28 protein-coding genes and 1 rRNA gene (1 of these 29 only partly in view) are annotated in these 23,910 nt (G+C 59.8%); 21 read left to right on the plus strand and 8 right to left on the minus strand.

Annotated elements, in window-relative coordinates; translation table 11 throughout:
• The 4 genes from KI617_RS13640 to KI617_RS13655 form a co-directional block, all read right to left on the minus strand.
• Positions 1-1,507, minus strand: a 16S ribosomal RNA gene (locus KI617_RS13640) (it extends 31 nt beyond the left edge of the window).
• 135 nt (positions 1,508-1,642) lie between these two features.
• On the minus strand, positions 1,643-1,825 hold the full coding sequence (locus tag KI617_RS13645) for a hypothetical protein (protein ID WP_226447113.1): 183 nt from the start codon (positions 1,823-1,825) through the stop codon (positions 1,643-1,645).
• 72 nt (positions 1,826-1,897) lie between these two features.
• A complete protein-coding gene (greB, locus tag KI617_RS13650) occupies positions 1,898-2,455 on the minus strand; it encodes a transcription elongation factor GreB (protein ID WP_226447114.1) in 558 nt (185 codons plus the stop codon).
• The gene (locus KI617_RS13655) at positions 2,455-2,790 is read right to left on the minus strand and encodes a hypothetical protein (RefSeq protein ID WP_226447115.1); all 336 of its coding nucleotides are present in this window, start codon (positions 2,788-2,790) and stop codon (positions 2,455-2,457) included. Before KI617_RS13655 ends, greB begins: the two co-directional genes overlap by 1 nt.
• Positions 2,791-2,830: 40 nt before the next feature.
• Between KI617_RS13655 and KI617_RS13660 the strand changes: the two genes are divergently transcribed.
• Positions 2,831-3,052, plus strand: a complete 222-nt coding sequence (locus tag KI617_RS13660) for a DUF465 domain-containing protein (protein ID WP_226447116.1) — start codon at positions 2,831-2,833, stop codon at positions 3,050-3,052.
• Between the two features lie 142 nt (positions 3,053-3,194).
• Here KI617_RS13660 and KI617_RS13665 read toward each other — a convergent pair whose 3' ends face one another.
• A complete protein-coding gene (locus KI617_RS13665) occupies positions 3,195-4,202 on the minus strand; it encodes an inorganic phosphate transporter (protein ID WP_226447117.1) in 1,008 nt (335 codons plus the stop codon).
• A gap of 14 nt (positions 4,203-4,216) precedes the next feature.
• On the minus strand, positions 4,217-4,855 hold the full coding sequence (locus tag KI617_RS13670; RefSeq protein WP_226447119.1) for a DUF47 domain-containing protein: 639 nt from the start codon (positions 4,853-4,855) through the stop codon (positions 4,217-4,219).
• A 107-nt stretch (positions 4,856-4,962) separates the two neighbouring features.
• Between KI617_RS13670 and KI617_RS13675 the strand changes: the two genes are divergently transcribed.
• The 19 genes from KI617_RS13675 to fliD all read left to right on the plus strand — a co-directional run bounded on the left by KI617_RS13675 (position 4,963) and on the right by fliD (position 20,518).
• A complete protein-coding gene (locus KI617_RS13675; RefSeq protein WP_226447121.1) occupies positions 4,963-5,295 on the plus strand; it encodes a hypothetical protein in 333 nt (110 codons plus the stop codon).
• Between the two features lie 19 nt (positions 5,296-5,314).
• Positions 5,315-6,361 (plus strand): aldo/keto reductase, encoded by a 1,047-nt coding sequence (locus tag KI617_RS13680; RefSeq protein WP_226447123.1) that lies wholly within the window; start codon positions 5,315-5,317, stop codon positions 6,359-6,361.
• Entirely contained in the window at positions 6,358-7,152 is a 795-nt protein-coding gene (locus KI617_RS13685; protein WP_226447125.1) for a ferritin-like domain-containing protein, read from the plus strand. Before KI617_RS13680 ends, KI617_RS13685 begins: the two co-directional genes overlap by 4 nt.
• Before the next feature lie 201 nt (positions 7,153-7,353).
• On the plus strand, positions 7,354-9,192 hold the full coding sequence (locus KI617_RS13690) for a DEAD/DEAH box helicase (protein WP_226447127.1): 1,839 nt from the start codon (positions 7,354-7,356) through the stop codon (positions 9,190-9,192).
• Positions 9,131-9,406 (plus strand): hypothetical protein, encoded by a 276-nt coding sequence (locus KI617_RS13695; RefSeq protein ID WP_226447128.1) that lies wholly within the window; start codon positions 9,131-9,133, stop codon positions 9,404-9,406. Before KI617_RS13690 ends, KI617_RS13695 begins: the two co-directional genes overlap by 62 nt.
• Positions 9,407-9,420: 14 nt before the next feature.
• A complete protein-coding gene (locus KI617_RS13700) occupies positions 9,421-9,627 on the plus strand; it encodes a hypothetical protein (protein ID WP_226447130.1) in 207 nt (68 codons plus the stop codon).
• Positions 9,611-10,048, plus strand: coding sequence for a hypothetical protein (locus KI617_RS13705; protein WP_226447132.1), 438 nt, complete (start codon positions 9,611-9,613; stop codon positions 10,046-10,048). Before KI617_RS13700 ends, KI617_RS13705 begins: the two co-directional genes overlap by 17 nt.
• A 67-nt stretch (positions 10,049-10,115) precedes the next feature.
• Positions 10,116-11,429, plus strand: a complete 1,314-nt coding sequence (locus KI617_RS13710) for a DUF2325 domain-containing protein (protein ID WP_226447134.1) — start codon at positions 10,116-10,118, stop codon at positions 11,427-11,429.
• Between the two features lie 39 nt (positions 11,430-11,468).
• On the plus strand, positions 11,469-11,645 hold the full coding sequence (gene hemP / locus KI617_RS13715; RefSeq protein ID WP_226447136.1) for a hemin uptake protein HemP: 177 nt from the start codon (positions 11,469-11,471) through the stop codon (positions 11,643-11,645).
• Between the two features lie 104 nt (positions 11,646-11,749).
• Positions 11,750-12,385, plus strand: coding sequence for an energy transducer TonB (locus KI617_RS13720; protein ID WP_226447138.1), 636 nt, complete (start codon positions 11,750-11,752; stop codon positions 12,383-12,385).
• 2 nt (positions 12,386-12,387) lie between these two features.
• Positions 12,388-13,131, plus strand: coding sequence for a MotA/TolQ/ExbB proton channel family protein (locus KI617_RS20455; protein ID WP_319004113.1), 744 nt, complete (start codon positions 12,388-12,390; stop codon positions 13,129-13,131).
• Between the two features lies 1 nt (position 13,132).
• Positions 13,133-13,558, plus strand: coding sequence for an ExbD/TolR family protein (locus KI617_RS13730; RefSeq protein WP_226447140.1), 426 nt, complete (start codon positions 13,133-13,135; stop codon positions 13,556-13,558).
• Positions 13,559-13,742: 184 nt separating this feature from the next.
• Complete coding sequence (locus tag KI617_RS13735) at positions 13,743-14,288, plus strand: iron transporter (RefSeq protein ID WP_226447142.1); 546 nt, start codon at positions 13,743-13,745, stop codon at positions 14,286-14,288.
• Positions 14,289-14,291: 3 nt separating this feature from the next.
• Positions 14,292-15,812: a carbohydrate porin gene (locus KI617_RS13740; RefSeq protein ID WP_226447144.1), complete on the plus strand. Its 1,521-nt coding sequence runs from the start codon at positions 14,292-14,294 to the stop codon at positions 15,810-15,812.
• Positions 15,813-15,820: 8 nt separating this feature from the next.
• Positions 15,821-16,153, plus strand: coding sequence for a cupredoxin domain-containing protein (locus tag KI617_RS13745; RefSeq protein WP_226447146.1), 333 nt, complete (start codon positions 15,821-15,823; stop codon positions 16,151-16,153).
• Positions 16,154-16,337: 184 nt separating this feature from the next.
• Positions 16,338-17,141, plus strand: coding sequence for an FTR1 family iron permease (locus KI617_RS13750; protein WP_226447148.1), 804 nt, complete (start codon positions 16,338-16,340; stop codon positions 17,139-17,141).
• Positions 17,134-18,525, plus strand: a complete 1,392-nt coding sequence (locus tag KI617_RS13755; protein ID WP_226447150.1) for a 4Fe-4S binding protein — start codon at positions 17,134-17,136, stop codon at positions 18,523-18,525. The genes KI617_RS13750 and KI617_RS13755 overlap by 8 nt, the downstream gene beginning before the upstream one ends.
• Complete coding sequence (locus KI617_RS13760; RefSeq protein ID WP_226447152.1) at positions 18,522-19,007, plus strand: hypothetical protein; 486 nt, start codon at positions 18,522-18,524, stop codon at positions 19,005-19,007. Before KI617_RS13755 ends, KI617_RS13760 begins: the two co-directional genes overlap by 4 nt.
• Before the next feature lie 512 nt (positions 19,008-19,519).
• Positions 19,520-20,518, plus strand: a complete 999-nt coding sequence (fliD, locus tag KI617_RS13765) for a flagellar filament capping protein FliD (protein ID WP_226447154.1) — start codon at positions 19,520-19,522, stop codon at positions 20,516-20,518.
• Between the two features lie 118 nt (positions 20,519-20,636).
• On the opposite strand, the gene KI617_RS13770 is transcribed toward fliD, so the two are convergent.
• On the minus strand, positions 20,637-21,029 hold the full coding sequence (locus tag KI617_RS13770) for a glutathione S-transferase N-terminal domain-containing protein (RefSeq protein WP_226447156.1): 393 nt from the start codon (positions 21,027-21,029) through the stop codon (positions 20,637-20,639).
• A gap of 391 nt (positions 21,030-21,420) precedes the next feature.
• On the opposite strand from KI617_RS13770, the gene KI617_RS13775 reads away from it, so the two are divergent.
• On the plus strand, positions 21,421-22,365 hold the full coding sequence (locus KI617_RS13775) for a leucine-rich repeat domain-containing protein (protein WP_226447158.1): 945 nt from the start codon (positions 21,421-21,423) through the stop codon (positions 22,363-22,365).
• Positions 22,366-22,531: 166 nt separating this feature from the next.
• Here the strand turns inward: KI617_RS13775 and KI617_RS13780 are convergent, their stop codons facing one another.
• Positions 22,532-23,815 (minus strand): S41 family peptidase, encoded by a 1,284-nt coding sequence (locus tag KI617_RS13780; RefSeq protein ID WP_226447160.1) that lies wholly within the window; start codon positions 23,813-23,815, stop codon positions 22,532-22,534.
• Positions 23,816-23,910: the final 95 nt, after the last annotated feature.

Consider the following 23,910-nt stretch of genomic DNA (forward strand, 5'->3'; position numbering starts at 1 on the left):
CGGCTACCTTGTTACGACTTCACCCCAGTCACGAACCCCGCCGTGGTAAGCGCCCCCCTTGCGGTTAGGCTACCTACTTCTGGCGGAACCCGCTCCCATGGTGTGACGGGCGGTGTGTACAAGACCCGGGAACGTATTCACCGTGACATGCTGATCCACGATTACTAGCGATTCCGACTTCACGCAGGCGAGTTGCAGCCTACGATCCGGACTACGATCGGCTTTCTGGGATTGGCTCCCCCTCGCGGGTTGGCGACCCTTTGTACCGACCATTGTATGACGTGTGAAGCCCTACCCATAAGGGCCATGAGGACTTGACGTCATCCCCACCTTCCTCCGGTTTGTCACCGGCAGTCTCGTTAAAGTGCCCAACTAAATGATGGCAATTAACGACAAGGGTTGCGCTCGTTGCGGGACTTAACCCAACATCTCACGACACGAGCTGACGACAGCCATGCAGCACCTGTGTTCCAGCTCCCTTTCGGGCACACCCAAATCTCTAAGGGCTTCTGGACATGTCAAGGGTAGGTAAGGTTTTTCGCGTTGCATCGAATTAATCCACATCATCCACCGCTTGTGCGGGTCCCCGTCAATTCCTTTGAGTTTTAACCTTGCGGCCGTACTCCCCAGGCGGTCAACTTCACGCGTTAGCTCCGGTACTAAATGGTTTTACCCACCCAACACCTAGTTGACATCGTTTAGGGCGTGGACTACCAGGGTATCTAATCCTGTTTGCTACCCACGCTTTCGTGCATGAGCGTCAGTATTGGCCCAGGGGGCTGCCTTCGCCATCGGTGTTCCTCCACATCTCTACGCATTTCACTGCTACACGTGGAATTCCACCCCCCTCTGCCATACTCTAGCCTTGCAGTCACAAACGCAGTTCCCAGGTTGAGCCCGGGGATTTCACGCCTGTCTTACAAAACCGCCTGCGCACGCTTTACGCCCAGTAATTCCGATTAACGCTCGCACCCTACGTATTACCGCGGCTGCTGGCACGTAGTTAGCCGGTGCTTCTTATTCCGGTACCGTCATCCACACAGGGTATTAACCCATGCGTTTTCTTCCCGGCTGAAAGAGCTTTACAACCCGAAGGCCTTCTTCACTCACGCGGCATGGCTGGATCAGGGTTGCCCCCATTGTCCAAAATTCCCCACTGCTGCCTCCCGTAGGAGTCTGGACCGTGTCTCAGTTCCAGTGTGGCGGATCATCCTCTCAGACCCGCTACAGATCGTCGCCTTGGTGAGCCTTTACCTCACCAACTAGCTAATCTGATATCGGCCGCTCAATCAGCGCAAGGTCCTAAGATCCCCTGCTTTCCTGCTCACAGAATATGCGGTATTAGCGTAACTTTCGCTACGTTATCCCCCACTGAAAGGTACGTTCCGATATATTACTCACCCGTTCGCCACTCGCCACCAGGATTGCTCCCGTGCTGCCGTTCGACTTGCATGTGTAAGGCATGCCGCCAGCGTTCAATCTGAGCCAGGATCAAACTCTTCAGTTTAATCCAACAATATAACTCGCATTCTCACTGACGGTAGATTGCTCTACCTGAATGGATTTCTCCATCCTTACTTCAGTGCGTTTGCCTTTAATGCTTTTTTGTGACCAAAGTCACTTCGCATCAAGACACCCACACTTATCGGTTGTCCAATTTGTTAAAGATCAATTCCACCGCGCCAAACCAGAAGTCCGTCAGCAGCAGAGAGGCAAGATTATGAAGCAAACCCCTCACCCCGTCAAGCACTTCAGCAAAATTTCTTGCTTCGCCTGACTCTTCCACCCCGCCGAAAAAACCCGGCGCTGCAGAAGAGGTGCGCATTATATAGAACCAAAACCCACCGTCAACACCTTTACAAAAATAACACCAACAAAACTCGCCTCTCCAACAAAATCAGGCTATTGCCTCATAACGAACTTCAAGAATATCTATTTCCCGGACACCAACAGGACTTTGAAAGCGGATCGAATCACCTTCCCGAGCTTTTATAAGGGCTCGCGCCAAAGGAGATATCCAACTGATGCGCCCTTTGGATACATTGGTTTCATCTACACCAACGATCGTGTAGGTATTTGCAATGCCGTTTGCGTCAGCAATTGTTACTGTGGCGCCAAAAAATATCTGATCGTTACCACCCTGACGCAGAGGGTCAATCACTTCAGCCACATCGAGACGCTTAGTCAGGAAGCGAATGCGGCGATCTATCTCACGTAATCGCCGCTTACCATATATATAGTCGCCATTTTCGGAGCGGTCACCATTTGATGCGGCCCACGAGACAATCTCAACCACATGTGGGCGCTCCCTTTTGACGAGGTGCTCAAGTTCACTCTTCAGCCGATCATGTCCGGCCGGCGTAATGTAGTTTCGCGTTCCCGCAGGAAGCTTTAGTGACGGCTCAAGCTCTTCGTCGTCATCGCCATCAGCCTCCCGTACAAACGCTTTATTCATTAGTAGCCGATACTGTAATGCTCGACATCAATCCGAATCAGTTCGCGACCTAGAAGGGCCGCCGTATATTTGGCAAATTGCTCGGCCCAGATTCGCTGATCGCGAAATCGGTTTTCCCCTGCATATTTTGCGACGCTCAGAATGCGATCAACGGCAAGGATTTTGCCGGTCGGGGTAGCCACATCGCATTCCAGCACTGTAAATTCATGGTCGAACCACTTGCGCGCTTCTTCAGGCGCAGCCCCGGCGGGAAACTTGAATTCGAATTCTTTTTCTTTGCCGAACGAGACGATTACATGGTGCTGCATTTCTCTCTCCTCCGTTGATCTGTTCAAGGTATTCTAGCAAAACAACAGAAGCTGTCAGGAGTTGTCAATGTCACTTCACCCGCTGAGCGGAGCAGAAATCAGCGATATCCGTACCCAGCTGCATGAATTGCAGATTGAGCACCGCGACCTTGATCTGGTGATCACTCACCTGATCGAGAATCCACCGCCGGACGACTTGCTGATTCGACGCCTGAAAAAACGCAAACTACTGTTGAAAGACCGCATTCTGCAATTGGAGGAGATGCTGGTACCAGATATTCCCGCCTAGCGATTGCCCGGAGGTAGGCGAAAAAAAATCCAGTAAACACTGCCGAGTAAGCAGGCAATTGCCAACTCCCAGAGGATGGTAAAGCACCATACGCTTCCTGCCAGCATCGCCAGCAGGAGCGCAAAAGCGATGATCCTGAAGGTCAGAGAATCAAGGTACCGACGTACCAAGCCAATGCTGCCATCGCAGCACTGCAGGGAATGGTCAGAATCCACGCCCAAACGATACCACCTGCCACCCCCCAACGGACTCGACGAGCACCGCGCGTCGAACCAACTCCGGCAATCGCGCCGGTGATGGTATGGGTGGTGGAAACAGGAATACCGAAGGCCGTTGCGAGAAACAGGGTAATGGCACCGCCGGTATTGGCACTGAAGCCACGGGCTTGGTTAAGTTTGGTGATGCGGTTGCCCATGGTCTTCACAATACGCCAGCCGCCAAACATGGTTCCGAGACCCATCGCTGTGTAACACGAGAGCACAATCCAACCCGGAATGGCATCAGTGGTCTTGGATATACCCGCGGCAATCAGCAACATCCAGATGATGCCGACGGTTTTTTGTGCATCATTGCCACCGTGCCCAAGGCTATAGGCCGCAGCAGACAATAACTGGAAACGCCGGAAGTGTTTATCGACCTTGCGTGGCGCCATGTTTCGACAGATCCACGAAATGATCACCATCAAGGCACCACCGATCACGAAGCCGAGAAGCGGAGCCACGAAGATGAACGCGATGATCTTCAAAACGCCAGCCGATACCAGGCCGCCAAAGCCTGCTTTGGCGACGGCAGCGCCGACCAAGCCACCGACCAAGGCGTGAGACGAAGATGACGGAATGCCGTAATACCAAGTAATGATGTTCCAGACGATGGCGCCGATCAACGCTCCGAAGATAATGTAATGATCGACAATCGACGGATCGATGGTGCCCTTGCCGATGGTCAAGGCTACCTTGAGCGGAAACAGGAAATAGGCGAGAAAATTGAATACCGCAGCCCAGATGACGGCTTGATGCGGTTTAAGAACCCGGGTTGAGACAATAGTCGCAATTGAATTAGCCGCATCGTGGAAACCGTTCATGAAATCGAACAGCAAGGCAACAATGACCAGGGTAATGACGACCCCGAGGCTGATATTAAGGGAGTCCATTCCGAGCTACCCGCTCAGGAGTTTTCTAGAACGATGGCCTCAACAGTCCCGGCCACATCCTTGCAGCGATCGGTCACTGACTCGAGCAGTTCGTAAATTTCCTTGAGCTTGATGACCTCACGCACATCCGGCTCTTCGCGGAAGATTTTGGACATAGCACCACGCAAGGAGCGATCGGCCTCAGACTCGAGTGCATCGATTTGGTGGCAGAGCTTGAGAATTGCCGGGGCGTTATCCATGCTGTGCAGGAGTTTGACGACCGACTGAACGCAAACGCAGCAGTTCTCGGTAACTACGGCCATTGCCTTGGCGTCCTGCGGAACCCGACGAATATCGTAAAGCGAAATTGATTCAGCCACATCCTGCATGATGTCCAGGATGTCATCCATGCCATTGATCAACTGATGGATTTCATCTCGGTCGAACGGCGTGATGAAGGATGTGTGGAGTTGTGACAGCGTGTCGTGGGTAATTGCATCTGCCTTGCGTTCAAGTTCATCAACCTCTTCAGCAAATTTGGCCGCCAGTTCCGGCTGATCTACCAAGGCAGCGATCAGGTTGGACAGGGCCTTCCCTCCTTGAGCGATCAAATCCGCATGCGAGTTGAAAAGGTCAAAATACTTGCCTTCTTTTGGCATCAAACGACCAAACATGACAGTTCCGTGAAGTTATTGTTACAGAGGTTGATTCTAGCACGCAGCCTGAATGGGCTCATCCCTGGATCGCTGATGAAGGAACTTCTTCCCGCTAAAATTGACCAATGACAGATTTTTCATTCTCACCCGATGCCTTCGGCGATCGTTTCGAAATTGGCGCATTGCCATTGCCGCGCCCGCCCGCTGGCTATGCGGTACAGATGCTCGATACCGATCGCTTGCTGGATCGGCAATCCGGTGATTTTCTTCCGGTAAGATCATCCGGACTCCAGGCGCTTTTCGAGAGCTTTGACGCGGCGTACGCAGCGGCTCGGGCCTGGGTGGAAACTCGCGCCACAGATCCGGACCAGCACCAACTGGCCATCGTCCCGGCGGGCTACGATGCAATTCTGGAACGCCACATACTCATATATGGCGTTCTCGGCGGACAACCATGATTCATTTCGGAGACTTCCCATGACCCCTTTCCAAAAAAAGCCGCTTGGGCGCAACAACTTTCAAGTTCCCGAAGTCTGCCTTGGCACCATGACCTTCGGCGAACAGACCAGCGAGAGCGATGCGCACGCCCAACTCGACTTTGCACTGGCCAATGGCATCAATTTCATCGACACCGCCGAGATGTACGCCGTCCCGCCACGCGCGGAAACCTGTGGCGCCTCGGAAACCATCGTTGGCCACTGGTTGAAGGGACAAGCCCGCGACAAGGTGCTGATCGCGACCAAGGTAGCCGGCCCCAGCCGCAACCTGCACTGGATTCGCAACGGTCCGCCAGCGATGGACGGAGCCAATATCCGGGGTGCCATCGAGGGTTCTCTGCAGCGCCTGCAGACGGACTACGTCGACCTCTATCAACTGCACTGGCCCGAGCGCAACCAGCCGATGTTCGGGCAATGGCAATTCGATCCGGACAAGGAGCGCGACGGCACATCCATCCGCGAACAACTCGAAGTACTCGGCGAACTCGTGCGGGAAGGCAAGGTCCGCCATATTGGTGTTTCGAACGAGCATCCGTGGGGCATCATGCAATTCACCCGGCTGGCCGATGAACTGGGCCTGCCGCATATCGTGTCGACGCAAAATTCCTACAGCCTGCTGAACCGGACCTTTGAAGCCGGACTGGCCGAAGTCTGTCATCGCGAGCAAGTCGGCCTACTTGCCTACTCGCCGCTCGCTTTCGGGCACCTGACCGGCAAATATTTGAACAGACCGGATGCACCGGGCCGCCTGACCCAATGGCCAAGCTTCGGACAACGCTATACCAAACCCAACGTTATCCCTGCCGTTCAGGCTTACGCAGAACTGGCCAGAAAAAACGATCTGACACCAACCCAGTTGGCACTTGGGTTCACCCGATCGCGCTGGTTTGTTGCCAGCACCATCATCGGCGCCTCATCACTTGAGCAACTGACGGAAACGCTCCCCGCCACGCAGACACCGATGTCGCCAGAAATTCTCGCCGAGATCGACGCTATCCACCTGCGTTATACCAACCCTGCACCATGACCGAAGCGCTGTTTCCACGCCTTGCCGAGGCACTCGCTGCGACCGACATCGCCGAGAAAATTGCATTGACGACGAAAATCGCTGCCGAGTGGAAAAGCGGCAAATTGGATTGGCGAGACACAGCGCCAATCCCCCTGCTTTGCGGCCGCCCGGCCAGACCAGCACTGGTAACGCACAAGGAGGTGCTCCAGCGCAGTCCGCAAACGCCGGAAGGGCGAGCGCACCTGTTGCACGCCATCCTGCATATTGAATTCACCGCGATCAACCTCGCCCTTGATCACGCTGCCCGCTTCCGCACCATGCCTGAGCAGTACTACGCCGACTGGATCGGTGTTGCCGCCGAAGAAGCCGAGCACTTTCTGCTATTACAAGAGCGCCTGCAGTCGCTGGGGCATGAGTATGGCGACTTCCCCGCCCACGCCGGACTCTGGGAAATGGCCGAGAAGACAGAAAACGACGTCCTGGACCGCATGGCGCTGGTACCCCGCCTGCTCGAAGCGCGCGGCCTGGATGCGACACCGCCCATCCAAAGAAAACTGGAAGCGGCCGGCGACCATCAAAGTGCCCGCGTACTGGACATCATTCTGCGCGATGAAATCGGCCATGTCGGGCTTGGCGATCGCTGGTTTCGTCACCTTTGTGCCGAACGTAACCTGGAACCGGAAAGCACTTACCGCGAGCTCCTTACCCACTACAAAGCCCCATGGCCACAGGCCCCGATGAACGAATCCGCCCGAATTTCAGCAGGATTCAGCCCGGATGAACTGGCGGGATTGGCAAAAAAAAGGTAGAATAATCAACTCAATGCGTTGATGCATCGCCCGCAGTAACTCCGAGCAGCCCCCGGTCTTTCAGGTTCTTGTGCAGGATTCACCCCATTGATTCATTCCCCGGCATGGCTGCGTCGGGGTCACCCAGGCCGCCCGACCTTCGGGCCAATCCGTCGCCAGTTATAACAACGTCAAAGGCGGCGAGGAAAGGAAATAGCATCTATGTCGACACCTGTCGAAAGCTTTGCCGATCTCGGTTTAAGCGACACCCTACTCAAGACTCTCACTGAAATCGGCTACGAAACTCCGTCGCCCATTCAGGCCCAATGTATCCCTGTTCTGCTCGAAGGTCATGACCTGATCGGCATGGCCCAGACCGGCACCGGCAAGACCGCCGCGTTTGCGCTGCCGCTGATGGAACAGATCGACGTCAAGCTGATGAAGCCGCAAGCCCTGATCCTGACGCCGACGCGCGAGCTGGCCATCCAGGTTGCCGAGGCGCTGCAAAGCTACGCCAAGAACCTGCCCGGCTTCCACGTGCTGCCGATCTACGGCGGCCAGAGCTATACCATCCAGCTCAAGCAACTGTCGCGCGGCGCCCACATCATCGTCGGCACCCCGGGTCGCGTCATGGACCACCTCGAGCGCAAGACACTCAACCTCGACAACCTGAAGACCATGGTTCTCGACGAAGCCGACGAAATGCTGCGCATGGGCTTCATCGACGACGTCGAGTGGATTCTCGAACGCACCCCGGCCCAGCACCAGACCGCCCTGTTCTCGGCCACCATGCCGGAACAGATTCGCCGCGTTGCCCAGAAGTATCTGGTCGAGCCGCGCGAAATCAAGATCAAGTCGGCCACCGCCACTGTGGCTGCCATCCGTCAGGTTTACTGGCAGGTTTCCGGCATGCACAAGCTGGACGCCCTGACCCGCATTCTGGAAGTTGAAGAAGATTTCGACGCCGCCATCATCTTCGTGCGCACCAAGACCGCGACCGTCGAACTGGCCGACAAACTGTCGGCCCGTGGCTACGCCGCCGCCGCCCTGAACGGCGACCTCAACCAGCAGATGCGCGAACGCGTCATCGAGCAGTTGAAGTCTGGTGCCCTGGACATCGTCATTGCGACCGACGTCGCCGCTCGCGGCATCGACGTGCCGCGCGTCAGCCACGTGGTCAACTACGACATTCCGTACGACACCGAAGCCTACGTGCACCGTATTGGCCGTACTGGCCGCGCTGGCCGCACCGGCAATGCCATCCTGTTCGTCGCACCGCGTGAAATCCGCATGCTGCGTACCATTGAGCGCGCTACCCGTTCGCCGATTGCCCCGCTGACCCTGCCGAGCCGTGCCGATGTGACCAACAAGCGCGTCGCTGACTTCAAGGGCAAGGTAATTGAAGTATTGAACGCCGAAGGCCTGGATTTCTTCGCCAACATCGTCTCGCAAATTGCTGAAGAGCAAAACGTCAGCGCCGAGGAAGTCGCTGCTGCGCTGGCCATGATGGCCCAGGAAGGCAAGCCGCTGCAGATCGCCGGTGAAGATCCGCGTCCGGCCCCGGCTCCCCGTCCGGGCAGCTTTGGCGAAAGCGATCGCAAGCCGCGTTTTGAAGACCGCGGCGATCGTCCGCGCTTCGAAGATCGTGGCGAGCGGCCGCGTCGTGAAGACCGCCCGGCCCGTTCGGCTCCGGCTGGCGACATGGTGCGCTACCGCATCGACGTGGGTCGGGATCATGGCGTCGAAGTGCGCGACATCGTCGGTGCTATCGCTAACGAAGCCGGCATTGAAAGCCGTTTCATCGGCCGTATCGGTCTTTACGACGAATCCAGTACCGTTGAACTGCCGGCCGGCATGCCGGGCGAAGCCTCGAACGCCCTGAAGCGCACCCGCATTCGTGGCGTGCCGATCAACCTGCGTCCGGATGAAGGTCGTCCGGATGGCGCCGGTTCTGGTGGCGGCGAACGCAAGTTCAGCGGCGAGCGCAAATTTGGAGGCGGTGATCGCAAACCTGAAGGCGATCGCGGCGGCTTCAAGAAAAAGAAGTTCGGCGACCGCTAAACCAGCGTTCTCCCGCAAAAAGCCACGGCAAGTCTGTGGCTTTTTTGTGCCATTTTCATTGTTGAGAATTATTCTTGTTTACATCCTACAAAATATCCTTAAGATAGGAATCGTTCTCAACAATCCAAACACCATCATGCACTCGCTACTGGCCCATGTTTCGATTGCCGCCCTGCTGCTCGGCTGGGCGCTCTTCACCTTGACGCCCATCTGATCCGGAGGAAATCCATGCCATCAAGCCACCTTTGGGCCGGCGCACTTAGCCTGCTCCTGATTCACGAAGAAACCGGCTGTGTTCATTCGGCGCTGAATGCAGCCCGACTGCTTGAGCAATTGATTGAAATCGAAGATCTCGACGACGATACCCGCCGCCTCTGCGAGCGGGCCAGCAGCCGTCTGACTCGACAGGAACCCCGCCATGCTTGCGCCGCTTAAGGATCGGAGCATTCTCGAACGCGATGATGCTGCCGAGCAACCAACCGAAAGCGACTTGCTGGCTGAAAATTTCGCGCTGAAGCAGCGCTTGCGGGAAGTTCGGCAATTTCAGAAAAGAACGGCAACCGCAAGCACTTGCCGGATTGTTGCCATGACCAACGAAAACTTCCGGCTGGCCGAACTCAATCGAAACCTGCAGCAACGAATCGATGAGCTGGAATCCGGGCAAGCGATCATCGGGCTCGGCCAGCAGTTGATGACATTGCAGCAGGAAAACGACGAACTGTGCGATGCCGCGCAGCGCGTCTGGTTTCTCGACCGCACGCTCTGTGCCGCCCACCACGAATGTGAACGTCTGGCCCGAGAACGCGACGCTGCCCTGGCTCGCCTCCAGTCACGCACCGACAGCCTGATGGGCTGATTCTTCAACCTGCCAGCCAACCGGGCTTCCGGCGAGCCAGCCAGCGAATTCCCCCTGGAGTCCGAGCATGCCCGAAATCCCCTACCACGTTGCCGGTGGATCGTTTGCCAGCCGTCGCCCTGAACCACTCGAACTGCATCACGCCCCGCCGTTCCCGGCATCAAGCCTGGCAGCCACGCCATTGAGCTCACGCCGCCGCAAGTTGTGGGAAATCCCCCACAAATTTCATTGCCCGGTGATAGGCAGCTGTTTTCAGGCCAGCGAACTGCGTTCTCTGATGAACAAGGTAATGCACCTGCCTCGCGATACCAGCGATTTCGTGCTGCATACGACGGCCGTAGGCACCTGCGAAACGCGCACCCGCCTCGCCGAAGTGCTGCACAAGACGCTGGAAAAGCGCTTTCACCTGACCATCAAACGCTATGCCGCCGCCAAATGCGCCGAAGAGGTCCGCGAAAACTGGCAGCGCGCCGTGCAGAACGGTGCCGAGATTCCTGCTGCGCTGTGGGCGGCTTGGACGCATCCGGCCTGCGACGCCCTGCTGGAGCAGGAAATTTACGGCGACATCCACATGATTCAACATCAGGTAGGCAGCGGCACGCGAACCGATCTCAAGACCCTGCAAGCGGTTCGGGAAGAAAACACCGAGTTGCGGCAACTCATCGAAAGGGTACGCCGGGAAGCCGAAGCGGCTCGCCATGAAAAAGCACTGGAAACCCGCCTCCTGGGCGAACGAATCGTCGAGTTGCGGGCTGAGCAAACTGGCCGCGATGCCTGCATTGCCAATCTTTCCGCCCAGCTCGGCGCCTTGCGCGACAGCCTGCCCAGGCTCAAGGAACGCCAGACGCTGGCCCGCCGAGCCGACGATGCAGAAGCAAGAGCCACGGCACTGACCGCCCAGTGCCGCAACCAGCAACTTGAAATAGAACGCCTGCAGATCAAACTCAGAAATGCCGAGCAACCCACCTCCACCGATTCCTCCGACAACGCCGACAACTCAGCCGTTCCGCCGGGCAACGAGCGGCTGGACGGCAAATGCGTACTTTGCGTAGGCGGACGGGCTGGCGCCGTCGAAGCGTATCGCGATACGGTGGAACGGCACGGCGGCCGTTTTCTGCACCACGACGGCGGCCTGGAGGAAAGCCTGCATCGGATAGACGGGGTGCTGGCGGCGGCCGATCTGGTCATCTGCCAGACCGGATGCATCAGCCATAACGCCTATTGGCGGGTCAAGGAACAATGCAAACGCACCGGCAAGCCCTGCGTTTACGTCCGGGGCAGCGGGGTTTCAGCCTTCGGCCGGGCACTGGGCAATTTTGGCACACCGGCAGACAGCGATAGCTTGATCGACGAAAGCATTGTTGACAATAATTCTCATTAACGAAATAATACGAACCATTCTCGTTTGCGTTAGTCCTTCATGAACCAGCCACCAAATCTGCCCTGTCAGAACCCTCCCCCCGCTTCCGGCAATGACCGGCCGCGTGTCCATAGCAGCGACTTGCTGCAAGGCACTTCGGCCGTCGAGATCGAACATGCCGGCCAGCGCTACCTGCTGCGGGTCACCCGCGAAAACAAGCTGATCCTGACCAAATAGTTTTCCCTCCGTTGTAAACCTCTCGTTCCCATAGCCAGCAAGCAGAACGCCAGCAAGCCAAGGGTTTTTTGCAGCACTTTGGGGCGACAAGCGAACAAGAATTTATGAGCTACGCCCTCTCCCGTCCTTCCTCCACCCGTCGCGGTGGCCTGCTGGGCATCGTCGTCGGCGCCCACATCGGCGTCATCCTGATCGTCATGGCGGCCAAGACCGTGGCGCCGCAGATCATGGAAATGCCGCTGATCGTCGACCTGATCCAGCCGGCCCAGGAAAAACCGCCCGAAGCCAAACCCCTGCCGGTCGTCAAGCCACAGCCGGTGCAAACCCGTCCGACCCCGCAAAAGCCCGTTCCGGTCATCGAGGCAACGCAGAGCACCCAGCCGGCACCTGCCGCCCCGGTCGCCACACCGCCCGACGTCAAGCCGGCCCCACCCGCCCCGCCGGCGCCTGAGCCGATGGTCCAGGCCCGTTTCGACGCCGACTACCTGAAAAATCCGGCCCCGCCCTACCCACCGCTGTCGAGACGCATGGGCGAGGAAGGCAAGGTCGTGCTGCGCGTTTCCGTCAGCCCGCAGGGGATGGCGGAAAGCGTCGAGATCAAGACCTCGTCGGGCAGCCAGCGTCTGGACGAAGCGGCGCAGAAAACCGTCCGTGTCTGGAAGTTCATCCCGGCCAAGCGTGGCGACATCGCCGTCCAGAGCTTCGTCCTCGTCCCGATCATTTTCAAATTGGAGCAATAGCAATGCAGGAAACCGCACAAAACGCCTTCGGCTTCGCCCACCTGTGGGCGGCCGGCGACCTCGTCTCGCACACCGTCGCCTACATCCTGGCCGCGATGTCGATCGCCAGCTGGTATTTGATCCTGGCCAAGGCCTGGGACTGGTATCGCACCCGCCGCGCCGCCAAGGCAGTGGCCGGCTTCTGGGCCGCGACCAGCGTTGGCGAGGGTATCGAGAAGCTGCGCCAGAGCGGCGAGGACAGCCCCTACGCCCAGCTCGCCGAGCAGGCCAACTGCTGCAATCATGAATGCGAAGCCGTCACCGGCCGCCTGGCCTCCCGCTTCGACCCGGCCGAGCAGATGGAACGCGCGCTCCGCCAGCAACTGATGGTGACCCAGGCCGGCATGGAAAACGGCCTGACCCTGCTCGCCACCACCGGCGCCACCGCCCCCTTCGTCGGCCTGTTCGGCACAGTGTGGGGCATCTACCACGCCCTGGTCGCCATCGGCCTCTCCGGCCAGGCGGCGCTGGAAAAGGTCGCCGGCCCGGTCGGCGAGGCGCTGATCATGACCGCCGCCGGCCTCGCCGTCGCGCTGCCCGCCGTCTTCGCCTACAACGCCTTCACCCGCGCCAACCGCGTCGTGCTGGCCGATCTCGACGCCTTCGCCCACGACCTGCACGCCTTCTTCACGGTCGGCAAGCCCTTCGTCGCCAACAGCGCCCAGATCCACCCGATGCGCGCCCGCGCTGCCGCCGAGGTTGCATAACATGGCCATGGGTTCCTTCAATTCGCCGGGCAGCCAGATGCCGACGGCGGAAATCAACATGACGCCACTGGTCGACGTGATGCTGGTGCTGTTGATCATCTTCATCATCACCGCGCCGCTGATGACGCACCAAGTCAAGGTTGACCTGCCGCGTGCCGCCAGTACGCCGACGCCGGAGAAGCCGATGACGCTGCAGGTGTCGATCACCGGCGAGAACCTCATCTACGTCGGCAACGACACGGTGGACCGCAACGGCCTGGAGCAGAAGTTCCGCGAGGCCGTGGCCCAGGACGCCAACGTCGAGATGCACCTCAAGGCCGACCGCAACACGCGCTACGAGACGGTCGCCGAGACGATGAGCGCCGCCCGCCGGGCCGGCCTGACCAAGATCGGTTTCGTCACCCAGCCAGGCAGCGAAAACAATTAAGGAGACGCTGAAATATTCGTCATTCCCGAATTAATCAGCAGCGACCCGACAACAAGAACATCAGCCCGTCTTCAAGCCTTTTAACCAACTAACGTCCTCAAGCCAGCCAGTCGCCCCTGCCATCCAGATTCGATCAATCGGCGGGAAAGGCCAGCCAGCCAGAAACTTTTCAGGGAGCTCCACCATGTTGTCCACCAAAAAACTCATCTCCGCCCTGGCACTGGGTGCCGCGCTGGCCGCTCCGGTCCTGGCCCTCGAATACCCCATCGGTGTGCCGCAACAGCGCGCCGGCATGGAAATCGCCGCTGTTTACCTGCAACCCATCGAAATGGAACCGGAAGGCATGATGCGCAAGGCCGCCGAATCGGATATCCACATCGAGGCCGACATCCACGCCCTGGCCAACAACCCGAACGGCTTCGAGGAAGGCGCCTGGATGCCCTACCTGCTGGTCAAATACGAAGTCTCCAAGATTGGCGGCGACTACAAGGTGGCCGGCGATTTCATGCCGATGGTTGCCAACGACGGCCCGCACTACGGCGAGAACATCAAGTTGGCCGGCCCGGGAAAATACAAGGTGAAGTACACCATCCTGCCGCCCTCGGAAAACAAGCAGGCCCACTTCGGCCGCCATACCGACCGCGCCACCGGCGTTCGCCCCTGGTTCAAGCCGTTCGAAGTCGAATACGAATTCACCTACGTCGGGATCGGCAAGAAGGGCGGGTACTAAGCCATGAAACTCGCCCAACTGACCGCTGCGCTCGTCGCGGCGGGGCTGGCCCTGCCTGCGCTGGCTGGCCCCAAGGAAGCCGATCTGCTCAAGAAGCTGACGCAACGGCTGGAGAAACTGGAGGCGCGGAATGCCGAACTCGAGAAGAAGCTCGAAACTCGCAACACTGACCTGGAAAAGCAGGTCAAGACACTGAAGAGTGAAAGCGAAGCCATCACCGCCGGCCTCGATAGCCCGCGGATGTCACAGTACGAGCCGGAGCTGACCGTGCGTCTGAAGGCCGTCGAGAAGGACGCCCTGGAAATGAAGAAGGCCGCCCGGATCGCCGAAGGCCTGGAAGGCATCAAGGTCGGTGCCTCGCTGGCGACGGTGGGCCAGAAGGCCTACGGTCTGCCCGATGGGCTGGAAAACGGCACCTCGCAACTCAACTACCGCGCCGACGTGTCGGTTGAACTGCCGCTCGCCCCGGTTGGCGACATCGAACACAAGCTGTTCGCCCACCTGCGCATGGGCCAGGGTCTCGGCCTGAACGCCGCCTTCTCCAACCTCGGCCACTTCGCCAGTGCGCCGAACGCCCTGGCCTTCCGTGCCTCCGGCGCCAGCCCGGACGACTCGGTCGCCATCCTCGGCCAGGCCTGGTATCAAGCCGCGATCCCGCTGCCCTTCCTCGGCTTCAAGCCCTATTCCCGCGAAACGCTGGAGCTGACTTTCGGCAAGATGGACATCTTCGGCTTCTTCGACCAGAACGCCGGTGCCGGCGACGAAGGCAAGCAGTTCCTGAATTCGGTTTTCGTGCATAACCCCTTGCTCGATGCCGGCGGTGAAGTGGGCGTCGATGCCAATGGTTTCCAGCCCGGTTTCGTTGCTTCCTACCTGAACTGGTTCGACAAGCCGCAGCCATGGCGCGTCTCGATCGGCCTGTTCGGCGCCGGCGACCGCGGCTCCAACTACCAGCGCAGCCTGTCCTCGCCGCTGCTCATGGTGCAAGCTGAAAAGCAGTTGCGCTTCGACGGCCTGCTCGGCAACTACCGTGTCTACGGCTGGAACCGCAGCCAGGGCACCGACTTCGACGGCACCCAGACCAAGCACACCGGCGTTGGCGTCTCCGTCGACCAGCGCATTGGTGACGGCGTGACGCTGTTTGCCCGCTACGGCAAGCTGATCAAGGGCGAACTGCCGTTCAACCAGGCCCTCACGGCCGGTGCCGAGATCAACGGCAGCTATTGGGGCCGTGCCGCCGACGCCATCGGTATCGCCGGCGCCTGGCTGCAATCCGGCAAGGGCTACCGCAACTACTATGCCCTGAACGGTGGCGTTTCGGCATGGCTGGACGATGCACAAACCACGTCGGCCTACAACTTCGTGCCGCAGGGTGCCGAGAAGGTTGCGGAAATTTACTACCGCTATCACCTGTCGCCGCAGTTCCAGTTGTCGCCTGACTTCCAGGTCGTCACCAACGGCGGCGGCAATGCCGATGCCAAGTCGGTCAAGGTCTTCGCCTTGCGCGCCAACATCGCTTACTGAGGAAACCCATGAAACACGCTCTCCATTCCGTGGCGCTCGCCCTGTTGCTGATGGCCGGCCAGGCCATCGCCGACGACATGCCGACCTTCAAGGTCTTGATGAAGGACGGCAAGATCATTCCGGCAACTGTGGAAGTACCGGCCAGCACCCGCTTCCGCCTGGAAATCAAGAACGAAGGGCCGGGCGCTGCGGAATTCGAGAGCATCGAACTGAAGAAGGAACTGGTGCTGGCGCCCGGCGTCACCCGGAACATGGTTTTCTTCCCGATGAAACCGGGCACCTACAAGTTCTTCGACGATTTCCACCCGGAAACGGGGCAGGCCAAAATCGTCGCCAAATGAAGTCTCGCTACCAACCCAATGCGCTTCAGTTAAGGCGGAAAACCCTTGAATTCGTCATTCCCGCGAAAGCGGGAATCCAGTCAATCGGCTATCGGTGGATTCCCGCTTTTGCGGGAATAACGCTTAACTGAATCGCATTGCCCCTACCAGCCAGCCAAATCAACCAGCCAGCAAGGAACACAGTATGGGTAACGCATTTTTTGTCGTTTGGCGGGAAAGCCTCGAAGCTTTCCTGATCGCCGGGATTCTTTTCGCCTGGCTGCAAGCCAATGACAACACCGGCAAGGGCAAGCGCGCCCTCTTTCTCGGCCTCGGTGCCGGCGTCGGCCTGGCCCTGCTGCTCGGCTGGGCGCTGCTCTCGGTGCAGGATGAGCTGACCGGCGAGGCGCTGGAAATTTTCCAGACCGCCACCCTCTTCGTCGCGGCCGGCCTGATTACCCAGATGGTGTTGTGGATGCGCAAGCACGGCCGGATGATCAAGGCCCGGCTGCATGCCGATCTCTCTGCCGCGGCCGAAAAATCCGGCTATCTCGGCGTCGCCGTCGTCGCTGCGCTGGCCGTGGCCCGCGAAGGCGCCGAGACGGTCATCTTCCTCTACGGCCTGGCCCAGGGCGGCGAAATGCAGGCGCTGGCCGTCGGCACCGTCACCGGTCTGGCTGCCGCCACGCTGACCGCATGGCTGGCCGCAAAATCGCTGGCCAGGCTGAACATCGCCCTGCTGCTCCGCTTGTCGTCCATCCTGCTGCTTATTCTCGCGTCCGCCCTGCTCGTCGCCGCCCTCGACCGTCTGGTCGGCGCCGGCTATCTGCCCCCCCTGCTCGACCCGGTGTGGGACAGCTCGCTGCTGATCGACGACACCACCCAGGGTGGCAAGCTGTTCGCCGATTTCTCCGGCTACCGCGCCCGCCCAGCCCTGTCCGAACTGCTGATCTGGGCCGGCTATTGGGCCGGTGTGCTGTTTGCCTGGCGGAGAACCGGCCGTGGCTGAGCAAGTCCTCAAGTTCTACCCGCAAAAGCCGGCCAGCCGACTGGAAAGCCTCGGCCTGTGGCTGCGCCGCCATCGCGGGGCTATCGTCGCCGTGCAATGGCTGATTGTCGTTTTCTATTCGGTGCTTGTCGTCATTCCCGCCTTCCTGCCGCTGCCGCCGGATCAGGCGCACATCTGGGACAACCTGCGTCTGTTCGCCCAGTTCTGCTTCTGGGGCCTGTGGTGGCCGGGCGTCATGATCGCCACGGTAACCCTCGGCCGCGTCTGGTGCGGCCTGTTCTGCCCGGAAGGCTTCATCTCCGAGCGGGTCAGCCGCTACGGCCGCGGCAAGGCCCTGCCGCGCTGGCTGAAATGGCCGGGCTGGCCCTTCATCGCCTTCGTGGGCACCACGGTTTACGGCCAACTGGTCAGCGTTTATGAATACCCCCAAGCCGCGCTGCTGGTGCTTGGCGGCTCGACCGTTGCCGCCGTCGTCATCGGCCTGCTCTACGGCCGCGAAAAGCGCATCTGGTGCCGCTACCTGTGCCCGGCCTCTGGCGTTTTCGCCGTGCTGGCCAAGATCGCGCCGATGCACTACAAGGTCGACCGTGCCGCCTGGGATCGCCATGAAGGCGAGTTCGAACCGGTCAATTGCGCCCCGCTGGTCGATGTGCGGCGCATGACCAGCGCCGGTGAATGCCACGCCTGCGGCCGCTGCGCCGGGCAGCGCGATGCCGTCAGCCTGAGCTGGCGCTCGCCCTTCAGCGAAGTGCTCGACCCGCATAACGAAGCCAAGACCGCCGACGCCATCACCCTGCTCTTCGGCGTGCTCGGCGTCGCTACCGCTGCCTTCCAGTGGACAGTCAGCCCGTGGCTCCTGCACATCAAGCTGGCTGTGGCCGAATGGCTGGTCGAGAACGACCACTTCGCACTGCTCTCCGACGACGTGCCGTGGTGGCTGCTCACCCATTACCCGGAAGCCAACGATCTGTTTACCTGGCTCGACGGCAGCCTGATCCTTGCCTACCTGCTGCTCGGCGGCGCCCTGATCGGCAGCCTGCTACTCATCGGCACGGCCAGCGCCAGCCGCCTGCTGCGTACGCCGCAACTAACCTGGCAGCGCTTCTCGATCGCCCTGGCGCCGATGGCCGCCGCCAGCGTCATCCTCGGCCTGACCATGCTCACCGTCACCCACCTCAAGGCAGAACATTTCTGGCTCGGCTGGCTGCCCTGGTTCCGCAGCACCTTGCTCGCCCTCGGCTGGCTGGGCAGCGTCACGCTGGCCCTTCTGCTGGTAGCCCGTTCTGGCGCTGGCAAGGCGCGCCAACTGGCAGCTGGTCTGATCATGCTCTGGCCGCCCAGCCTGATCTGCACCATCTGGGTTCTGGTCTTCTTCGTCTGGTGAACCCCGCCATCCCCGCCCCCTCGCCACGGGCCGGCCTGGTCGATCTGGTCGGCCTGCTGCTCACCGTGCTGGCGCTGGTCGTCACCTACAAGCTGACCCGGCCGCCACCGGTCATCCCGGTGACCGACCTGCCGGCAGCCACCTGCGATCTGCAACGCGAAACCTGCCACCTGGCCCTGCCCGGCGGCGGGACGCTGGAACTGCGCGTCGCAGGCCGGCCGGTTCGTCCGAACCAGCCCTTCGTCATCGAAGCCCGCAGTGAAAACACCACCCTGCATCCACTGGAAGTCGTCATACGGGGCATCGAGGTTGTCATGTCGAACACTGCCAAACCCTTCGAACCCGATGGCCAGGGCGGCTACCGGCTAGAAACCTCGCTGCCCATCTGCACCGTCAGCCGAATGACCTGGGAAGTCAGCGTGACCCTCGAAGCAGACGGCGAGCATCTGCGCTGGCCCTTGTTTTTTGTGACCGAGGGCTGAAGTGCTCAGCTTCAATTCACAACCTGGCAGCCCGCTTCCCACTTCCATTTGATTTCTTTCAGCGCTTTGCGAAGTGCTCTGCGGCAAGCTCTACCCGGGGATCTTCGGCAATTTCCTTACCCCGGCGCGCCGGAAGCGCTTGCGAGACAGGTAATTCAGCAATAACGGGGGGTCAGGCCTCTACTGTTATTCGCTACTACCATTCGGTCAGATGCCAAAAACAGCCAAAAAACGGCCAGTTTCTCCTTGGCTGGTCTTGCCGCTCAGCCGTCAAAAATCACCTGCCTTGCCGGGAACGTGTCGGCTGGTTTCTGGTCTGTCATTGAACGTTGAAGTACTGCCCGATACGTTCCGCTGCCTTGGGGTTCCTTGTGCTGCAAGCGGGCCGACCGGGAGGTTCTGCTTTGCGCCGCTACGACCCAAGACCGTGCGGAAGAGCGGTGTGATTGTTGCTTGTAATTAGACTTGAAGCAGGGCGAGGGCCTTTGGCCTTCGAAACAGTTGGAGGCGTTATGTCGGTCAATGGAATTAACAGCAACAGTCTCGATTTCTCAAAACTTCTGGGCGGCAAGGCAACGACGCCGGTAGCCGGCTCGGCTGGAACGGTGGATTTCTCGTCCGCGCTGAAGTTGCAGATGGCCAGTATTGAATCGCAAACGGTCGGTTCGCTGGTTTCGTCCGCGCTGGGCTCTGGCAAGGCGTCGGGCGGGGCGAACTTCGCCGATATTCTCGGGGCCGGCAACACGGCGGGCACTTCATCTCTGGAGGCCTTGCTGGGCAGCGCCGCCAGCATGAGTGGCACGAATGGCGTTTCGGCGGCGGGGCGCAACATGGCGTTGTTCGATCCGGAGTCGGCCTACCGAATGATGACGGACATCAACGCCAAGGCCGTCGCCTACAAGGCCGAGGCGTCCGAAATGGGCGATATGAAGTCCTACGTTTCGACACTGCAGCAGGAGGCTATCAAGCTCGGCAGCAGCGATGTATCGACCGGCGGCGAGGATATCCGCGGCCGCGTGCAGGCATTTGCCAATGCCTACAATGGCTGGATGCAGCGCTTCGGCAGCGAGTTGAAGGATGGCGGCATGCTGGCGGGCACGCAGGCGGCCAAGGTGTCGCAGTGGGAACTGGAGCAGAGCATCGCCAATCCATTCAATGGCGCCAAGGACGGGCTGCACGGCATGGCTGACCTCGGCCTGAGCATTGATCCGGTGACCAAGCTGGCGACCGTGAATAACGCCCGGCTGGATGCCGCGCTGGCCAACAACAAGACGGCTGCAATGGGCGCGATGCACGAATTCACCGCCAATTTCGCCAAGTCGGCTGAGCTGTTGAACTCAGCCGGCAATTTCATTAATAACCGTCTGGACAATCTGTCCCGCGTCATTGGGTATATCGACACCAACATGGCGTCCCTGCAGGTCGAATTTGGCCTGGGTGACCCGGCTAAACCGACCGGGCAGCAGGCCAAGGCACTGGCCAATTACAATGCGACGCACGGCATTGGATGAGTTGGCGGTTTTAGCGTGAATGAAGAACAGCAGCCTGACTTGAAAGAAGCCGAGGCTACTGCTCAAACAGGCTGGAAAACACGCTGAAAAACGGGCCGTTCAATATCGGCCTGGTACGTCAGGCGGCAGCAAAACGGCTGCGTAGATACTTGATGATCTCGCCGGATTCGTACAGCCACTGCGTGTTGCCGGCCGGATCGGTGATTTTCAGGCAGGGCACTTTTGCCTTGCCGCCACCGTTCACCAGATCATCCCGATTGGCTCCCGGTTGTTGCGCATCCAGCTTTTGCACGTTGAGCGCCAGACGCCGCATCTCCTGGCGCACCTTGATGCAGAACGGGCAGGTCTTGTACTGATAGAGGACGATGCTGGCGCACTGCTGATCGACCTCGGCCTGACTCGCGGCTGGCCGCGACATGCCCTTCGGCCGGGTGACGAATTCGCCGAGCAGCATGAAGGGGCCGAGAATGACACGAAGTGTTTTGAAGAAAGCTCTGACGACTGTTTTCATGAGTGATGACTTGATTCCGTAAAAAGATGGGCTTAAGGCAGTCTATACGCTATGGAGTTCCTCGCGGCTGACGATAACCTGTACAGCGGCAATCGGTGTCACCTCTGATGTCACCAATAAATCGCCCCCCCAATTCTGTTCAGTTAAGAGGAAAAACCTTTGAATTGGTCGTTCCCGCGCAGGCGGGAACCCAGAAATTTCAACGCACTGGATTCCCGCCTGCGCGGGAATGACGCTTAACTGAACGGTATTAGGGTCAGCCGCCTATTGTTTAATGCCATTATTCGCCGCACGACGCCAGACTTGGCAGCTTGGTTGCAGCGTCGTCATCGGCCTCGGGTTTTCGAGGCATTTTCTGGCCGCCGCAGCCTGCAATGAACGGGGAAATTTTATGAGCCTGTCGATGGACGAATTCCGCAAGCAGCTTCAGGAAGCCGTACTTGCCGCGCAGGAGAAGGCAAGACGGGCCGGCCCACAGCCCTGGCACGGCTTCTGGTATCACCGGCCGGACGAGGATTTTCCGCCCCGCAGCGTGCGCCGGCCGGAGGACTATACCGGCGGCGAACACCTGGCCATCGCCTGCACCCAGACCGAGCTACCGGCCAAGGCCCAGAAGGCGCTGGTAGAGGCCTGGTGCGAGTTCCTGCCGACCCTGAATGGCGTCCGCTATCTGTGGTTCCAGTCGCGCACGCCGCAGGAACTTTTCGACGCCGCCTGCCGCATCCCGTCGCTCGAAGGCCTTTACGTCAAATGGAGCGGCATCTCCTCGCTGGCTGCCCTGCCGGCGCTGGGCAGGCTCAAGGCGCTGCATCTTGGCAGTTCGCCCGGCGTGACGAACATCGACGTGCTCGGCGAAATGTCCTCGCTGCGCTGGCTGGAACTGGACAATCTCAAGGCAATCACCGACCTTTCGCCACTCTCCCCCCTGACGGCGCTTGAAGGCCTCGGCTTTTCCGGCGCCGAAGGCAAACGCCAGACGCTCACCACGCTGGCCCCGCTCGCCAACCTTACCCGGCTGCGCTGGCTGCACCTCGGCGCGATTCACGTTGCCGACGGTTCGTTACGCCCGCTCGGCAATCTGACTGCATTGCGCTGGATCGGACTGGGCAATTTCTTCGACGTCAGTGAATTTGCCTGGCTGGCCGCCGCGCTGCCTGAAGTGACATCGGACTGGACGAAACCCTATCTCGACCTGAGCCACCTCGGCATCCGCTGCAAAAAGTGCCGCACGCACGCCATGGTGATGCTGTCCGGCAAGGGGCGCGGCACGATCTGCCCGGAATGCGATGCCGCGAAGCTGCAAAAGCAGCTGGCTGCCTTTCTGCCGGCCCCATAGGCACCTCACCGGCCCCAAGCAGCCGGCGTTCGAGGCGCTCAAGCGCTAAGGCAACCTGCTACAGCAATGGTCGCCACCCGCGACTGGCGACCTTGCCGCCAGCGCCTTCGTACAGATGCCTGATGATCTCGTGAATCGCCCCGTTTTCACTTCCCTTTGTTTTCTTTCAGCGCTTTGCGAAGTGCTCGGCGGCAAGCGCTATACAGGGGTCTTCGGCAACCTCCTTACCCCGGCGCGCCGGAAGCGCTTGCGACACCGTTAAATCAGGGCGGATTCCCTGCTCGGCCCATGACTTGCCCGAGGCCGTGCGCATGACTTCGGTGGTGATTTTGATCGCACTTTTATCCTTCAAGGGGAGCAGTGTCTGGACACTGCCGATTCCAGCCGTTGTCTGACCGATGACGTAGGCCCGCCCGGCTTCCTGGAGGGCTGCTGTCGCTGCTTCGGCGCCCGAGGCCGTTCCATGGTTGACCAGGACGACTAACGGAATTTTTTGCGCCGCAGCTCTTAGCAAGGCATTGTCGAAGAGGGGGCGCGGATCGAAGTTTTTGGAGCTTGCATCCTGCTGGCGAGCACGATACGTTCGCTCCCCCTCGCGGCGGGACGCCATGGTTATCACCGCCGCATCCTCGGGCAGGAAGCCTGCTGCCAGGGCGATGGCGCCATGAAGCAGGCCGCCGGGGCAGTCGCGCAAGTCGACAACAACGCCTTTCAACGGCCGCAATTGCAGGATCAGCAGGGCGCGGAGGGCCTCCGCCAGTTCTTCTGCCAGAATGGCGCCCAGCTGCGGAATCCGGATGTAGCCCAGTCGTTCATCGATTACCTTGGCAGTGATGCTGGCTTTATGGATGCGCTCCCGCCTGACCTCGTAGCGCACCGCCTCGGACGATTCAGGCAGCATCACTTCGAGCGACGCGACGGACCCCACGGGTCCCCGCAAGGCCGCGGCCACTTCCGGCAGCGACATGGACGCTGCCGGTTTCCCGTCGATGGCGACGATTTGGGTGCCTGCGCCGATACCTGCTTGGGCGCTGGGACCGCCGTCAATCACCGAAACGATCTCGGCACCAAGCTCTGACTTTCTAATTTCCAGCCCGATAGCAGCGTCCCCTGGGGAACCCATGAGGGTCTTCAATTCCTGGGCGTTCAGATAGGCCGAGTGCGGATCGAGCCCCCCGACCATGGTGCGCAGACAAGCGTCGGCCTGAAACCGGGCCGGCGCCGCAGGAATCAGGCTTGCTGCGGCGACACACCGGTTTACCGCGGAATTTAAATCGGGAGCGGGATAGTAGCCGTCTCGAATTGCCTGCAGAACGAGCGGCACTCTGGGATCGCTTCGCAGCCTCTGCATGACGGAACTGACATCCGGCGAGTATTGGGCGACGGCTACCCCGGGGGCCGCCACTACAACAACCGCTGCCCCAATTCCGCAGATCTTTTTGAAGGACATCGGCGCGCACCCGAAAAATATGACGTACGGGAGGCTATCACTGAATAGCAGTGCCTACAAATTGGTCAAAGTGGCGGCGAATATTGGATTTCCGA

It is taken from the genome of Ferribacterium limneticum, from assembly GCF_020510625.1.
In the GTDB taxonomy this organism is placed as follows: domain Bacteria; phylum Pseudomonadota; class Gammaproteobacteria; order Burkholderiales; family Rhodocyclaceae; genus Azonexus; species Azonexus limneticus_A.

Coding starts and splice junctions, on each gene's coding strand:
- KI617_RS13750 (WP_226447148.1), top strand. CDS start 16,338: ATGGGTAACGCATTTTTTGTCGTTTGGCGGGAAAGCCTCGAAGCTTTC.
- hemP (WP_226447136.1), top strand. CDS start 11,469: ATGAACCAGCCACCAAATCTGCCCTGTCAGAACCCTCCCCCCGCTTCC.
- KI617_RS13730 (WP_226447140.1), top strand. CDS start 13,133: ATGGCCATGGGTTCCTTCAATTCGCCGGGCAGCCAGATGCCGACGGCG.
- fliD (WP_226447154.1), top strand. CDS start 19,520: ATGTCGGTCAATGGAATTAACAGCAACAGTCTCGATTTCTCAAAACTT.
- KI617_RS13680 (WP_226447123.1), top strand. CDS start 5,315: ATGACCCCTTTCCAAAAAAAGCCGCTTGGGCGCAACAACTTTCAAGTT.
- KI617_RS13675 (WP_226447121.1), top strand. CDS start 4,963: ATGACAGATTTTTCATTCTCACCCGATGCCTTCGGCGATCGTTTCGAA.
- greB (WP_226447114.1), bottom strand. CDS start 2,455: ATGAATAAAGCGTTTGTACGGGAGGCTGATGGCGATGACGACGAAGAG.
- KI617_RS13745 (WP_226447146.1), top strand. CDS start 15,821: ATGAAACACGCTCTCCATTCCGTGGCGCTCGCCCTGTTGCTGATGGCC.
- KI617_RS13705 (WP_226447132.1), top strand. CDS start 9,611: ATGCTTGCGCCGCTTAAGGATCGGAGCATTCTCGAACGCGATGATGCT.
- KI617_RS13685 (WP_226447125.1), top strand. CDS start 6,358: ATGACCGAAGCGCTGTTTCCACGCCTTGCCGAGGCACTCGCTGCGACC.
- KI617_RS20455 (WP_319004113.1), top strand. CDS start 12,388: ATGCAGGAAACCGCACAAAACGCCTTCGGCTTCGCCCACCTGTGGGCG.
- KI617_RS13735 (WP_226447142.1), top strand. CDS start 13,743: ATGTTGTCCACCAAAAAACTCATCTCCGCCCTGGCACTGGGTGCCGCG.
- KI617_RS13710 (WP_226447134.1), top strand. CDS start 10,116: ATGCCCGAAATCCCCTACCACGTTGCCGGTGGATCGTTTGCCAGCCGT.
- KI617_RS13775 (WP_226447158.1), top strand. CDS start 21,421: ATGAGCCTGTCGATGGACGAATTCCGCAAGCAGCTTCAGGAAGCCGTA.
- KI617_RS13770 (WP_226447156.1), bottom strand. CDS start 21,029: ATGAAAACAGTCGTCAGAGCTTTCTTCAAAACACTTCGTGTCATTCTC.
- KI617_RS13740 (WP_226447144.1), top strand. CDS start 14,292: ATGAAACTCGCCCAACTGACCGCTGCGCTCGTCGCGGCGGGGCTGGCC.
- KI617_RS13660 (WP_226447116.1), top strand. CDS start 2,831: ATGTCACTTCACCCGCTGAGCGGAGCAGAAATCAGCGATATCCGTACC.
- KI617_RS13780 (WP_226447160.1), bottom strand. CDS start 23,815: ATGTCCTTCAAAAAGATCTGCGGAATTGGGGCAGCGGTTGTTGTAGTG.
- KI617_RS13690 (WP_226447127.1), top strand. CDS start 7,354: ATGTCGACACCTGTCGAAAGCTTTGCCGATCTCGGTTTAAGCGACACC.
- KI617_RS13670 (WP_226447119.1), bottom strand. CDS start 4,855: ATGTTTGGTCGTTTGATGCCAAAAGAAGGCAAGTATTTTGACCTTTTC.
- KI617_RS13645 (WP_226447113.1), bottom strand. CDS start 1,825: ATGCGCACCTCTTCTGCAGCGCCGGGTTTTTTCGGCGGGGTGGAAGAG.
- KI617_RS13720 (WP_226447138.1), top strand. CDS start 11,750: ATGAGCTACGCCCTCTCCCGTCCTTCCTCCACCCGTCGCGGTGGCCTG.
- KI617_RS13700 (WP_226447130.1), top strand. CDS start 9,421: ATGCCATCAAGCCACCTTTGGGCCGGCGCACTTAGCCTGCTCCTGATT.
- KI617_RS13665 (WP_226447117.1), bottom strand. CDS start 4,202: ATGGACTCCCTTAATATCAGCCTCGGGGTCGTCATTACCCTGGTCATT.